The 14305-nt window shown below is 37.1% G+C and carries 16 protein-coding genes; 13 read left to right on the forward strand and 3 right to left on the reverse strand.

The window, feature by feature from the left end:
* Nucleotides 1–8: 8 nt before the first annotated feature.
* Nucleotides 9–485 carry an SsrA-binding protein SmpB gene (gene smpB, locus V4P55_RS00715; protein ID WP_455474490.1) on the forward strand — a complete coding sequence of 159 codons (477 nt, stop codon included), beginning with the start codon at nucleotides 9–11 and terminating at the stop codon, nucleotides 483–485.
* A gap of 46 nt (nucleotides 486–531) precedes the next feature.
* Here the strand turns inward: smpB and V4P55_RS00720 are convergent, their stop codons facing one another.
* Nucleotides 532–1200, reverse strand: coding sequence for a uracil-DNA glycosylase (locus tag V4P55_RS00720; RefSeq protein ID WP_455474491.1), 669 nt, complete (start codon nucleotides 1198–1200; stop codon nucleotides 532–534).
* 484 nt (nucleotides 1201–1684) lie between these two features.
* Between V4P55_RS00720 and rpoZ the strand changes: the two genes are divergently transcribed.
* The 11 genes from rpoZ (at nucleotide 1685) to panB (ending at nucleotide 11088) form a co-directional block, all read left to right on the forward strand.
* The gene (gene rpoZ / locus V4P55_RS00725) at nucleotides 1685–2080 is read left to right on the forward strand and encodes a DNA-directed RNA polymerase subunit omega (RefSeq protein ID WP_455474492.1); all 396 of its coding nucleotides are present in this window, start codon (nucleotides 1685–1687) and stop codon (nucleotides 2078–2080) included.
* Nucleotides 2081–2200: 120 nt separating this feature from the next.
* The gene (locus V4P55_RS00730) at nucleotides 2201–4429 is read left to right on the forward strand and encodes a RelA/SpoT family protein (RefSeq protein ID WP_455474493.1); all 2229 of its coding nucleotides are present in this window, start codon (nucleotides 2201–2203) and stop codon (nucleotides 4427–4429) included.
* An 18-nt stretch (nucleotides 4430–4447) separates the two neighbouring features.
* Nucleotides 4448–5026, forward strand: coding sequence for an orotate phosphoribosyltransferase (pyrE, locus tag V4P55_RS00735; protein WP_455474494.1), 579 nt, complete (start codon nucleotides 4448–4450; stop codon nucleotides 5024–5026).
* A gap of 115 nt (nucleotides 5027–5141) precedes the next feature.
* Nucleotides 5142–5750, forward strand: a complete 609-nt coding sequence (locus tag V4P55_RS00740; RefSeq protein ID WP_455475086.1) for a DUF2062 domain-containing protein — start codon at nucleotides 5142–5144, stop codon at nucleotides 5748–5750.
* Nucleotides 5747–6151 (forward strand): holo-ACP synthase, encoded by a 405-nt coding sequence (gene acpS / locus V4P55_RS00745; RefSeq protein WP_455474495.1) that lies wholly within the window; start codon nucleotides 5747–5749, stop codon nucleotides 6149–6151. The genes V4P55_RS00740 and acpS overlap by 4 nt, the downstream gene beginning before the upstream one ends.
* An 81-nt stretch (nucleotides 6152–6232) precedes the next feature.
* Nucleotides 6233–7045: a signal peptidase I gene (lepB, locus tag V4P55_RS00750; protein WP_455474496.1), complete on the forward strand. Its 813-nt coding sequence runs from the start codon at nucleotides 6233–6235 to the stop codon at nucleotides 7043–7045.
* Nucleotides 7026–7733, forward strand: coding sequence for a ribonuclease III (gene rnc, locus V4P55_RS00755; protein WP_455474497.1), 708 nt, complete (start codon nucleotides 7026–7028; stop codon nucleotides 7731–7733). The genes lepB and rnc overlap by 20 nt, the downstream gene beginning before the upstream one ends.
* On the forward strand, nucleotides 7726–8631 hold the full coding sequence (gene era, locus V4P55_RS00760; protein WP_455474498.1) for a GTPase Era: 906 nt from the start codon (nucleotides 7726–7728) through the stop codon (nucleotides 8629–8631). The genes rnc and era overlap by 8 nt, the downstream gene beginning before the upstream one ends.
* A 1-nt stretch (nucleotide 8632) precedes the next feature.
* Nucleotides 8633–9376, forward strand: coding sequence for a DNA repair protein RecO (recO, locus tag V4P55_RS00765; protein WP_455474499.1), 744 nt, complete (start codon nucleotides 8633–8635; stop codon nucleotides 9374–9376).
* 27 nt (nucleotides 9377–9403) lie between these two features.
* Entirely contained in the window at nucleotides 9404–10249 is an 846-nt protein-coding gene (gene panC, locus V4P55_RS00770; RefSeq protein WP_455474500.1) for a pantoate--beta-alanine ligase, read from the forward strand.
* 11 nt (nucleotides 10250–10260) lie between these two features.
* The gene (panB, locus tag V4P55_RS00775) at nucleotides 10261–11088 is read left to right on the forward strand and encodes a 3-methyl-2-oxobutanoate hydroxymethyltransferase (RefSeq protein ID WP_455474501.1); all 828 of its coding nucleotides are present in this window, start codon (nucleotides 10261–10263) and stop codon (nucleotides 11086–11088) included.
* Between the two features lie 336 nt (nucleotides 11089–11424).
* Here panB and V4P55_RS00780 read toward each other — a convergent pair whose 3' ends face one another.
* Nucleotides 11425–12045, reverse strand: coding sequence for a YfbR-like 5'-deoxynucleotidase (locus V4P55_RS00780; protein WP_455474502.1), 621 nt, complete (start codon nucleotides 12043–12045; stop codon nucleotides 11425–11427).
* Nucleotides 12045–12911 (reverse strand): CAF17-like 4Fe-4S cluster assembly/insertion protein YgfZ, encoded by an 867-nt coding sequence (gene ygfZ / locus V4P55_RS00785; protein ID WP_455474503.1) that lies wholly within the window; start codon nucleotides 12909–12911, stop codon nucleotides 12045–12047. The genes V4P55_RS00780 and ygfZ overlap by 1 nt, the downstream gene beginning before the upstream one ends.
* Before the next feature lie 64 nt (nucleotides 12912–12975).
* Here ygfZ and V4P55_RS00790 point away from each other — a divergent pair, with 64 nt between their 5' ends.
* Nucleotides 12976–14304, forward strand: coding sequence for a dihydroorotase (locus V4P55_RS00790; RefSeq protein ID WP_455474504.1), 1329 nt, complete (start codon nucleotides 12976–12978; stop codon nucleotides 14302–14304).
* Nucleotide 14305 lies beyond the last annotated feature (1 nt).

Raw genomic sequence — 14305 nt, forward strand, 5'->3', positions numbered from 1 at the left:
ACGCAACAATGAATAAAAAAAAGAACGCATCAGTACGAAAAATAATTGCCGATAATCGTAAAGCTCGTTTCAATTTTGAGATTCTCAGTAATTTGGAGGCTGGTCTTGTACTTCAAGGAGCGGAAGTAAAATCTTTGCGTTCCAATCATGCTAATATTGCTGAAAGCTATGCTAGTTTTGAAAATGGGGAATTATGGTTAGTTAATAGTTATATTCCTGAATATACGCAAGCTAATCGTTTTAATCATGAACCGCGTCGTTTGCGTAAATTATTAATTTCAAAACGTGAAATGGCACGTTTTTTTAACGCAACTTCTCGTGAAGGAATGACTATTGTTCCGCTCAAACTTTATTTTAATGAGCGAGGGCGTGTTAAATTAGAAATCGCTTTAGCTCGAGGAAAAAAGCTTTATGATAAACGTGAGACAGAAAAAAAGCGGGACTGGGGGCGTGAAAAAGCAAGACTTTTAAAAAGATATGTATAGCAAAATGAGTTTGTATATCTATTTTTATAATGCTGGTAAGGACATTTTAGCATTTATCTAAATATATTTTTGCTTCTTGAAATATTTGATGAAACATAGCGTCCGTTAATCGACCAGTATTGGTGTTGTAACGTGAACAATGGTAGCTTGAAAATATGCGTAATCTGCCAATGTTATTTATTCCCCCATGTTTGAAAGGGTGTGCTAAAACTTTAGCATTTAAGGCACGTATAGTTGAATGATGCGCAATAGTGCCAAGAGTGATAACCGCTTTAAGTTTTGGAAGGTTTGTTAAAAGAGGCGAAAAAAAAGACCGACAGGTGTTAATTTCGGTACCAGTAGGTTTATTTTCTGGCGGAACACAGCGGACTGAATTAACAATTGCTGTGTCAATCAACTCGAGACTATCATTTGCTCTTTCTTCAAAAGTGCCTTGAGCAAAGCCAAACTTTTTTAAAGTGGAATAGAGCAATTGTCCAGCATAATCACCAGTAAACGGGCGTCCAGTTCGGTTTGCTCCACGTAATCCAGGAGCAAGTCCGATAATCAAGAGACGTGTTGTCATTGCACCTTTAGATGGAAAAAATGGGTTCACTGGTGCATTATACCAGCTTGGTTCCTTAATACGCCAATCAGCGATGAATTTGTGTAAGCGGGGACATAAGTCGCAATCTTTTGACGGCTCTGGACAAAGCGATGTTAACTGGCTATTCATAGTGACAGGTATTGGTCATTTTTTATAAAAAACCCTCTTAATCCATTTATAAGCTATATGACAGAATATGTTTTTGTAAACAACTTTGTAATGAATATAAACAAACTATTTTGCAATATGGCTTATGCGTAAAATCATTACTTATTATTGTTGTAAAGCGAAACAGTTTTTTAGCAATTGATTTGATGAAGCAAACAATAATAAATATTTGTTTTGTTTTAAAAGCCGGTGTTTCATCAAAGAGCATTTTTTATTAGAAATAAGCGCTGCTGCTTTTTATTTTAAGAAAGCATCTGTGTTATATTGTTTTAAGTAGACTGTATGTATTTTATATGAAGCATAAAAAAGTTTTACCGGCACAGCACTTGTGACAAAAAAAATGAAACTTTTTTGTTTTCTTGTGTTTTATTTTGATTATTGTATATATTATACAGTAAATGTATATTACACATGAAATTTTGAAATCTTTAAGGAAGTGGCATAAATGGCTCGCGTAACGGTAGAAGATTGTATTGATAAAGTTGATAATCGCTTTGAATTGGTGCTTTTAGCTGGGCATCGGGCACGTCAGATTTCACAAGGTGCGCAGATTACGATTGATCGTGACAATGATAAGAATCCGGTGGTTGCTTTACGTGAAATAGCAGAAAAGACGCTATCGCCTGCTGATTTAAAAGAAGACTTGATTCATTCATTGCAAAAACATGTGGAAATTGATGAACCAGAAATGGCAAGTGAATTTATTGCTCATTCGAGTGAGACTGAGAGTGTTTTGGGATCTTCATTAGAAGAAGGAAGCACGTTTGATCACATGTCGGAAGAAGAACTGTTAGCTGGTATTGAAGGTTTGGTTGTTCCGGAAAAAAGTGACGACTATTAATTTTTATCACTCACATTACGAAAATAAATGCATGTTGCCAAGGGGAGGTATCTGTTTTTCTTATCTTTTTTATGAAATTTGATAAGAATTCGGTTGTGACAGTATAAAGGATATGCTTTTATGATGCGTCAGTGCGAACTTGTTGAGCGTGTTCAACGTTACAAGTCTGACGTTGATAAGGATCTGTTAAATAAAGCTTATGAGTATGCAATGAAAAAGCATGCTCATCAGAAGCGTGCTTCATGTGATCTATATTTTTCCCATCCTTTAGAGGTGGCTGCTATTTTAACAGATATGCGGTTGGATGAAGCAACAATTGCTGTTGCGCTTTTACATGATACTATTGAAGATACAAGCGCTACACGCGTAGAAATCGATCAGCTTTTCGGGTTTGAAATTGGTAAGTTGGTTGAGGGACTGACAAAGCTTAATAAACTCGATTTTGTATCAAAAAAGGCAGTGCAGGCAGAGAATCTTCGGAAGCTTTTTATTGCTATTTCTGATGATGTTCGTGTTCTTTTAGTTAAGCTTGCAGATCGCCTTCATAATATGCGCACACTTGGTGTTATGCGCGATGATAAACGCAGGCGAATTGCTGAAGAGACAATGGATATTTATGCGCCACTTGCGGGGCGTATGGGTATGCAGGATATGCGCGAAGAATTGGAAGATCTCTCTTTCTTTTATTTAAATCCAGAAGGTTATCGTGCGATTACCAATCGACTTTCTGAGTTATCAATGCGCAACCGTGATTTGCTTTCTAGAATTGAAAATGAATTAACGAAGCTTTTTTCTGAACATGGTATTAAAGCTGATGTTAGAAGTCGTCAAAAAAAACCTTATTCAGTTTTTCGTAAAATGGAAAGTAAAGCATTATCTTTTGAACAATTGTCAGATATCTTTGGATTTCGCGTAATTGTTGAAACAGTGGATGATTGTTATCGTGTTCTTGGTATTATTCATACTACGTGGTCAATGGTGCCTGGTCGTTTTAAAGACTATATTTCTATACCAAAGCAAAATGACTATCGTTCCATCCATACAACGATTATAGGTCCCTCACGACAACGTGTTGAATTGCAGATTAGAACTGCTGCTATGGATGAAATAGCTGAATATGGGGTTGCTGCGCATTCTCTTTATAAAGATCATGGTTCTAATTATTCGATTTCAAAATTATCAAGTGAAACTAAGGCCTATGCATGGTTACGTCAAACTATTCAGTCTTTATCAGATGGAGATAGTCCGGAAGAATTTTTAGAACATACAAAGCTTGAGCTTTTTCAAGATCAAGTTTTCTGTTTTACCCCAAAAGGACGGTTAATTGCTTTTCCAACGGGAGCGACACCTATTGATTTTGCTTATGCAGTCCATACCGACATTGGTAATTCTTGTGTAGGTGTAAAAATTAATGGTCGCATTATGCCTTTAATAACAAAATTAAAAAATGGTGATGAAGTTGAGATTATATGTTCGCAAGCTCAGATTCCACCTGCCGCATGGGAATCTCTTGTTGTAACGGGGAAGGCACGTTCAGCTATTCGTAAAGCAACTCGTGCAGAGGTACATAAGCAATATTCGGGTTTTGGATATCGTATTCTTGAACGTTCATTTGAATATGTAGGAAAACAATTTTCAAAAGATATTCTTAAACAATTTTTGCCACGTTTGGCACGTAAAGATGTTGAAGATGTTTTGGCAGCTGTTGGACGCGGTGAGTTATCTTCTGCTGATGTTCTTAAAGCGGTTTATCCTGATTATCAAGATCAGCGTGTAGTACAAAAATCGTTTTTTAAGCCTGGAGAAGAAGGTTGGTTTAATATCGAAAATGCTCAAGGTATGATTTTTAAAGTTCCAGAAAATGAAAATGGTGCACTTGCAAAAAATGAGTATCAATACAAAGCACTACCTATTCGGGGAATGCGTGGAGATATTCCTGTTAGGTTTTCTCCTGAGGGAACGGTTCCAGGAGATCGAATTGTTGGCATTATGCAACCAGGTGAAGGGATTGTTATTTATCCAATACAATCTTCAGCTTTAATGGCGTATGATGATCAGTTAGAACGATGGATTGATGTTCGCTGGGATATTGACGCTCAAATGAGTGAACGTTTTCCCGCTCGGATAAGTGTTTTAGCTGTTAATAGTCCTGGCTCTTTGGCGGAAATTACGCAAGTTATTTCAACAAACGACGCTAATATCCAAAATGTATCTTTTGTATGTGCAGCACCAGATTTTACAGAGATTATGATTGATTTAGAAGTTTGGGATTTAAAACATTTGAATCGTATTTTCTCTCAGTTAAAAGAAGCTAGTTCTGTTAGTGCAGTGCATCGAGTTTATGGGTGAAGAATGAGAAATTTTGCAATGAATACACAAGACGTGATTGATATTTTTAAACAAGCAGATGCTATTATGGAAGGACATTTTATTTTAACATCAGGTCGCCATAGTGCTATTTATATGCAAAAAGCAAAAGTATTCATGCATGCTGATTTAACGGAAAAATTGTGTCATGGATTAGCTGAAAAAATTAAGAGATGTGTTAAGGAAAAAATTGATTATGTTGTTGGTCCTGCGATTGGTGGTCTTATTCCATCGTATGAAACTTCACGACATCTCGGTATACCTTCTCTTTGGGTAGAACGTGTAAATGGTGTATTTCAGTTACGCCGCTTTGAAATTGAGAAAGGTGCTCGAGTTGTGGTTGTTGAAGATATTGTAACAACGGGTCTTTCTATTCGTGAAACAATTGAAGCGTTAGTTGCAGTAGAAGCGGATGTGGTAGCAAGTGCATGTATAGTTGATCGTTCTGGTGGTAAGGTTGATGTCGGTGTTCCATTGATAGCACTTGCTGAATATGAAGTAGAATCTTATGCTAGTGATATGCTTCCTTCTGATCTTGCTATGCTTCCGGCGGTGAAGCCAGGAAGTCGAGGTATTTAAAATGTTTAATTGTTTTTGATATTTTTTTATTTTTGTGCAAAAATTCAACGCGGTTATTTGGAATCGCGTCGATTATTTTGTTTTTACAGTTTTCAAGATATGTGTTGAGAATCATATGCTTTTTCATCGTCGGGAATCAGTAGATTTTGTAAAACGTATACGAGTTTTATTTTGTCCGCGTCGTTCATTTTCTCGCTCATTTCGCTATATGTATAAGCGTGTTTTGCGTATATCTGCAACGCCGCATAAAGTAGCATTAGGATTTGCTATTGGTATTTTTTTAGCCTGTTCGCCTCTTTTTGGTGTACATATGATTTTGGCTGTACTTTTTTCTTGGATTTTGCGTGGAAGCCTTGCAGCGGCGATTTTGGGAACTGTTTTTTCTAATCCACTTACATTTTTATTTATCGTTATGGCAGATTATAAGATAGGCTATTTGTGCTTATCATTTTTCCGCGGTGCCGATGTGAATGAGATTTCTTTCTCTCAAGTTCGCACTCTTTTTGATGGTTTAACGTTGTCAAATGTATCTCTGCTCTTTGAAGATGCGTGGAACTCTATTATGATGCCAATGGTCATAGGAGGTATCATTTTAGGTCTTATTTTTGGTAGTTTATCTTATGTAGGTGTCTATAGAGCAATAGTTCGTTTTCAACATAAACGATATCAAAAGATTATGAAAAAAAGACGCTTGGCGCAAGAAAATTGGAGTAATGTCTTATGATAGTCGGTCTTGGAAATGATTTGATTGATATAAGGCGCATAGAAAAAGTATTAATTCGTCATGGTGACCGATTTGTTCAACGTGTTTTTACGGATATTGAGCAGAAAAAATCTGAAAAAGTTCAAAAAAAATCTTCTTTTTATGCCAAAAGATTTGCTGCCAAAGAAGCATGTGCTAAAGCTTTAGGAACAGGAATCGCTTGCGGTGTGGGTTGGAAAGATATGGGAGTGGTTAATTTACCATCTGGAAAGCCAATTATGAAATTAGAAAATCAAGCACAAGTGCAACTGCAAAAGTTATTGCTCCCTCATTATGATGCTGTTATCCACCTCAGCTTAACGGATGATTTTCCTTGGGCTCAGGCATTTGTTATTATCGAAGCGCTTCCATGTAGTGGATAGATGGAATGAAAATTGTGCTTTTATTATCCAAACGTTATGATGAAATAATAAATTGTATCTGTGATGGGAAGGTGCTCTGTAATGATTCAAAAAGAGAAAATGTATAAAAAGGAAGAAAAAAACGGAATTCTTGAATTTATTTTCGTTTTGATACAGGCTTTGTTTTTAGCTGCGGTTATTCGTACGCTTTTTTTTCAGCCATTTAGTATTCCTTCAGGCTCTATGCGTCCTACTTTGTTGATAGGAGATTATCTATTTGTTTCTAAGTACGCATACGGGTATTCTCGTTTTTCTATACCTTTTTCTCCTCCTATTTTTTCTGGACGTATTTGGGCATCTCAGCCTAAGCGTGGAGATGTTGTGGTATTTCGTTTACCAAGTAATCCAGATATTGATTACATAAAACGTGTTGTTGGATTACCTGGAGATCGTATACAAGTTCGCCAAGGTGTTCTTTACATTAATGATGAGGCTGTTCCGCGTCGCTTTATGGGTAAGATTAATGATCCTGATATAACAGAGTCTACGGATCCTGTTGATGTTTATCGTGAGACAATGTCTAATGGTGTTAGTTATGATACACTGGACCTTGGTTTTTTTCCAAAAATTGATGATACAAAAGTTTTTGAAGTTCCTTTGGGGCATTATTTTATGATGGGTGATAATCGCGATAATTCAGACGATAGTCGTTTAGGTGTAGGATATGTTCCAGAAGAAAATCTTATTGGTCGGGCAAGTTTAATTTTTTTCTCTATCAGTAATGGTTCAAGTGCTTGGCAAATTTGGCGCTGGCCATTTGATGTACGTTGGAGACGTATTTTTTCTTTGATTCACTCTGTTCATGATCTACCGTTTCATAAGCAGGAGATCGGCAATGAATCATTTAATAATTAATAAGCTCGAAAAACTGACTGGGCATCATTTTAAAGATCAAAACAGATTAAAAATAGCATTAACGCATTCTAGTGTACAAGATTTAGAACAAGGGAACTATGAGCGGTTAGAGTTTTTAGGTGATCGGGTTCTTGGGCTTTTGATTGCGGAAATGCTTTACCAATTTTTTCCACAAGCAAGTGAAGGTGAATTATCTGTACGTTTAAACGGCTTGGTAAATGCACATACGTGTGCTGATATTGCTTTGGAAATGGGCTTGCCTTGTATGATTCGTGTAGGTTTTGATATGACAAATTTAGGATGTCGTCGACTTACGAATATGTATGCTGATGTGATTGAAGCCTTGATCGCTGTGATATATCTTGATGGAGGATTGGAGAGTGTTCGTCCTTTTATTCAAAAATATTGGCAAAGCCGGGCAAAGCAGATAGAGGCAGGTCGTCGTGATGCTAAGACAGAGTTGCAAGAATGGGCTCATATAAAAGGTTGTGCTCAACCACATTATCGAGTCGTAAAGCGTTATGGTCCAGATCATGACCCTGTTTTTACGGTAGAGGTCAACGTCTCTGGTTTTGCTCCAGAGATTGGGAAAGGGAGTTCTAAGCGGTATGCTGAAAGAATGGCCGCTGAGAAAATTTTACGACGAGAAGGTGTATGGGAAGCTACAGGAAAAAATGATCATGAATGACGTTATCAATACGCGTTCTGGTTTTGTTGTGCTCATTGGGATGCCTAATGCTGGTAAGTCGACATTGGTTAATCAGCTAGTTGGAACAAAAGTTTCAATTGTAACGCATAAAGTACAGACAACGCGCACTTTGATTCGTGGTATTGTCATTCATGAGGATACGCAAATTGTCTTGATTGACACACCGGGTGTTTTTCAACCTCATAAGCGGTTAGAACGTGCTATGGTGTCTGCTGCTTGGGGTAGTGCTAAGAGTGCTGATGTGCTTTTGGTTTTGATTGATGTTAAAAGTGGGCTTTCAGATGAAGTTTATACAATGTTAGATATTGTAAAAAACATCAAACACGATAAAATTCTTGTCCTTAATAAGATTGATACAGTTGCTAAGTCCTCTCTTTTAGCATTAGCTGCAAAGATTAATGAGCGAGTGGATTTTTTACAGACGTTTATGATTTCAGCTTTAAATGGTTCTGGTTGTAAGGATTTGCTTTATGCTCTCAGTAAAATGATGAAGAGAGGTCCGTGGTATTATCCGGAAGATCAAATTTCAGATATGCCTATGCGTCAGCTTGCTGCTGAAATTACGCGTGAAAAGCTTTTTCTTCGTCTCCATGATGAACTTCCTTATTCTTCAACAGTGGAAACAGAAAGTTGGGAAGAGCGCCCAGATGGTTCAGTTAAAATTAATCAGGTTATTTATGTAGAGCGTGATGGTCAAAAAAAAATTATTTTAGGCGAAAAAGGCTATACAATTAAAGCAATTGGTCAGGCAGCACGTAAAGAGTTGATGGAAATTATGGACCAAAAGGTTCATCTCTTTTTGTTTGTAAAAGTGCGTAATAATTGGGATACTGACCCAGAACGTTACCGTGAAATGGGATTGGATTTTTTTAAATGAAATGAAATGGAAAGAACAAGCTATTATTCTCGGAACACGTCAGCATGGTGAAACAAGTGTTATTCTTGAAATTATGACACGTCAGCATGGACGTTGCATGGGGATAGTAAAAGGTGGACGTTCACGCCGAATGATGGCTATTTTACAACCTGGGAATTTTGTAGAAGTTGAATGGTGGGCACGCTTAGACGAACATTTGGGATCTTTTCGAATTGAAGCACTTGATTTACATGCTGCACGGTTAATACTCATACCTGAGGCGCTTTATACTTTACAGCTGCTAGCTTTCCATATGCGCCTTCTTCCCGAGCGAGATCCGCATCCTACTTTATATGATATTTTATATCTTTTTATGCAGAATTTTGATGAACCATTTGTAAATGCGGAGTTACTTGTACGTTTTGAGATGCGGCTTCTTGAAGAACTTGGCTTTGGACTTGATTTGTCTTGTTGTGCGGCTACAGGTCGTAGGGAGAAACTTTGCTATGTATCACCAAAATCAGGTCGTGCTGTATGTGAAGAAGCAGGGCATCCTTGGAGAAAAAAGCTTTTGATTTTGCCACAATTTCTGGTGCAAAAAATTGTACGTCCTGCTGATTTTAGTGATATAATCAATGGTTTTATTTTGACAGGTTTTTTTTTAATGCGTCATGTTTGGGAACCGCGGGGTATAAGGCAGCCATCGGTACGTATGAATTTGATACGATTGCTTAAACAGCGGTTTGGTATGCAAGTGTTAAATTAGTTTAATGAAAATGAATAGAATGAGAAAATGCAAGTCTTAAATACAATTGACGAAGTGCGCCGGTGTGTAGCAAAAGAACGGCATTTAGGATTTTCGATTGGTCTTGTTCCTACTATGGGAGCATTACATGATGGTCATCTTGCATTAGTACAGCGGGCAAGAGACATGTGCGATCGAATATTCGTTTCTATTTTTGTTAATCCGAAGCAATTTGGTCCTAATGAAGATTTTAACAAATATCCAAAAGATTTTGTAGGTGATTGTGCTTTATTAAAACAGGAGGGTGTTGAATATGTTTTTGCACCTTCTGTAGAAGAAATGTGGCCATCAGGAAATGATACAATTGTCAAAGTTGAAAAAATGTCACGCATTTTGATGGGAAAATTACGTCCTGGACATTTTTGTGGTGTGACCAGCGTTGTTGCTAAGCTTTTTAATATTGTTCAACCAGATAAAGCTTTTTTTGGAGAAAAAGACTTTCAACAGCTTTTGATTATTCGTCGTATGGTTGAAGATTTAGCTTTTCCTATTGAAATCATTGGTGTGCCTATTTTGCGTGAAGCAGATGGTGTAGCAAGCTCTTCACGGAATCAGCTTTTAACGTCAGAAGATCGTAAAGCTGCAAAAATTATTTCTGAAAGTGGTAAAGCAGCTGAAAAGCTTTATCGCCAAGGTGAGCGGTCAGTTGATAAATTATGCAAAACTGTTCGCAAGATTTTACAACAAGAATCGCGCGCGGTCATTGAAGCAATAGATTTGCGAGATATAAAAACTTTAAGTGTGATTAAAGGAAGATTGGATAAACCTGCAGTTTTATTATTAACTGTTCGCTTTGGTGAGGTTAGACTTATCGATCAATATATATTGCAATAAAAGGGCTAAAAATGAGTATACATAAAATCATAAAACGTATGACGGCTTCTGAAATACGAGCAAGAAAAGGAAAAGAACCGATTGTTTCTTTAGCAGCTTATCAGGCTTATACTGCACGGATTGCTGATCCATATTGTGATTTCCTTTTGGTTGGTGATAGTGTTGGCATGGTTGTGCATGGGTTTGATACGACGCTTCCTGTTGATTTAGATATGATGATTTTGCATGGGAAGGCAGTTATGCGTGGATCACAAAAGGCGCTTGTGGTTGTTGACATGCCTTTTGGTTCTTATGAAGAAAGTCCAGAACAAGCTTTTTCTAATGCGTCACGTATTCTTGCGGAAACAGGATGTGGTGCAGTGAAGCTTGAAGGTGGTATTTATATGGCAGAAACGATTGATTTTTTGTGTAAACGTGGTGTTCCAGTTATGGGGCATATTGGTCTTACTCCACAAGCGATAAATAATTTTGGTGGATTTAAGACACAAGGGCGCGAGGAAAGTGATTGGCACAGAATTGTAAATGATGGGTTAGCAGTTCAGGAAGCGGGAGCTTTTGCTGTTGTTGTGGAAGGGGTTGTAGAGCCTTTAGCGGTTAAACTTACGGAAAAGCTTTCTATCCCCACCATTGGTATTGGTGCTTCTAATCAGTGTGATGGGCAAATATTGGTTGTAGAAGATATGTTAGGATATGGTGCTCACGTGCCTAAATTTGTGCGTCGTTATGGTTCTCTTGAACAAGCAGCTGAAACTGCGATTAAAAATTATGCAGATGATGTTAAGTCACGTACTTTTCCAGCAGATGCAGAAGTTTATAAATTTAAACAAAATTCAGTTTAACACAGGATTTTAACAAGAGGTCCTTCATTATTAAACTTCAATAATCAGTTATTTTTTCTTAATGCAAAACGGAGACATTACTTTTTGTATCATTTGATTGATGAACTTTTTTAAGATCTTTTAGGTTATGAATGGTAATAAATATATTTTTCCCTTATAAACTTTAATTTACAGTTCATTATAATAATGAAAGAAGAAACCATAATGTAGGAAAAGGACAAGCACGTGTGTTTTATTTCTAAATTGATAGTTTCAAATTGTTATGAATAAAATAAGGTAACATATTGTTATATATATTTTTTTCTTTTTCTGATCAAGAGCAATCGATAAGAGAAACTAAGATGATCTTTGAGCATCAAGGTCAGTAAAGCGAAGTAAAAAGGCATTTTCAATTTCTTGTGTAGGGCATGGCTGTAAATTAAGTTCATCCGGTGCAATATTGTTAGGAGGACCAAAATAGCGAAGTGCTTCTTCTAGATTAAAGCCAGCCAGGGCAATGGCTTCATGAAATGCGGCAATGCGGTCGGCTTGTTTGATTTTTTTTAAGAGTTTTTGAGAAGGAGAAATAGGTAGAGAAAAGCGCATATGAATGGCATCTTGTATACGTTTTTCGATAAGCATGTATTGTTTTCCTATGACAGCTTTAAAAGGTGAAATCATATCACCAATTACATATTCTGGTGCGTCATGGAGTAGGGCACAGAGGCATTCATTGTTATGTGATTGTGGAAAAAGCTTCTGAAATATTTGTTCTACCAACAGTGAATGTTGCGCAACAGAATATGCATGTTTTCCTTGCGTTTGACCATTCCAACGTGCAACACGAGCAAGTCCATGAGCAATATCCTTGATTTCAACATCGAAAGGGGAAGGATTTAAGAGGTCAAGTCGCCTGCCAGAAAGCATTCTCTGCCATGCGCGCGCTTCTCCATTGTGTAATAATTCAGCTTTGGCCATTAGTCAGTTTCCGTAGTGTTTTCAGGAAAGGTAAAATTCATATTTTCAGAAATGTTTATTGTTACAGGAATATTGTTTACAGTAAATGTGATATTGTTATCCATAGCATCTTTAACATGGTCAATACGCATTAAAGCGAGAGCTTCGTTTGCAACGCATGTGCCTAAATGACCAAATACTTTACCTCCAGCTTCAATACTAGATTTTGGAATTAATATATGTTGGCTTTTTACTACTAAGATACGACGACGTACTGCACGGCGGTGATGCATTCGTGAAATAACTTCTTGCCCGATATAGCAACCTTTATTAAACACTAGTCCACTAATTTGATCGTAATTAATATCATGAGGAAAGACTTTTCCTATTTCATAGTCTTTATCGCTTTCTGCAATTGCATAACGTATACGTAGTTGATCCCAATAGTTGTTATTTTCAGGAACAAAAAATGGTGTTTTTCCATATGATCGTAATATTTTTTCTTTTTTTGGGAATCTTTTATCTATAAAACTTAAAGTAAGGTTTGAGGTATCTATTTTTTCATTCCAAAAAACAGTTATAACTTCTTGTATTGGTTGTATAATTTCTACTTTTTTGCGTAACTTATAAAGGAGAAGGCGTTTATATAGTATATCAGCTAAGGACTCTGTGACATCGATTAAATAACCGTTATCTATTTTACATATTAAAAAATCCGCAATAACTTTTCCTTGTGGAGATAAAAGAGCTCCAGGAAAAATTTCTTGTGAACTAATTTTATTCACATCTGTTGTGATAAGAACTTGCAGAAAATTTGTTGCCTCTTCACCCATGACTTTAATAATCTTACGATTTTTAAAGCAAATAGCATTTTGTTTTTCGTTCATGGTTATTGCCTTTCTACTCAAAGTTACATAATCGATAAAGAGGCGATATGTAAGGAGTTTGGTTATGTTTAAAACATTTGATACAATTTTAAAAGGCGCAACACTTGTGAATCATGATGGAAGTGGTAAGCGTGATGTTGGTATCACGAACGGTCGTATTGCTGCAATTGGTGATCTTGCGTGCGCATCTGCTGGTAAAGTTATTGACTGTACAGGGCTTCATATTTTGCCTGGTATTATCGATAGTCAAGTGCATTTTCGGGAGCCAGGTAATGAGCATAAAGAAGATTTAGAAAGTGGCTCATATTCTGCGGTTTTAGGGGGGGTAACAGCGGTATTTGAAATGCCTAATACTAATCCATTGACGACGTCGGAAGAAGCATTAGCTGATAAAGTTAAGCGCGGATTTCACCGAATGCATTGTGATTTTGCATTTTGGATTGGAGGAACGCGTGAAAATATATATGAATTAGCTGAATTGGAAAGACTGCCTGGCGCTGCTGGAATAAAAATATTTATGGGATCTTCTACGGGAGACCTTTTAGTAGATGATGATGAAAGTGTGCGTCTTATTTTGCAGAATATACACCGTCGTGCAGCTTTTCATTCTGAAGATGAAGCAAGGCTTAATGAGCGAAAAATGTTGCGTGTAGAGGGTGATGCGTCATCGCATCCGATTTGGCGCGATGAAGTTGCAGCATTAAAATCTACACAACGTTTGGTTAAAATTGCACATGAAACAAGGGCGCGCATTCATGTGTTACATCTTTCTACAGCAGAAGAAATTGATTTTCTAAAAAACCATAAAGATATAGCGACAATCGAAGTTACTCAACATCATTTGACTTTAACTGCTGATGATTATCAAAAATTGGGCACATTAATCCAGATGAACCCACCTATTCGCACAAGTCATCATTGTAAAGCTCTTTGGTATGGTGTGCAGCAGGGTATCGTAGATGTTTTGGGTTCTGACCATGCTCCTCATACGCTTGAGGAAAAGCATAAGCCTTATCCTTCTTCTCCTTCAGGGATGACAGGTGTACAAACAACAGTCGCAATTATGTTAACACATGTTAATACAGGAAAGATGTCTCTTGAACGTTTTGTTGATCTCACTTCACATGGTCCTAGTCGCATTTTTGGAATAAGCCGTAAAGGACGCATTGCTGTTGGATATGATGCTGATTTGACTATTGTTGATCTTAAGAGAGAAGAGATAATTACAAATGCGTTGATTGGTTCGCGCGCTGGTTGGACGCCTTATGATGGAAAAAAGGTTAAGGGGTGGCCTGTAGGGACCATCATTCGTGGTATGCAGGTTATGTGGGAAGGTGAAATTGTTACACCTTCACAAGGTGAGCCTATTCAATTTATAGAATCTTTAGCATGAT

Source organism: Bartonella sp. B30(2025) (genome assembly GCF_053793825.1).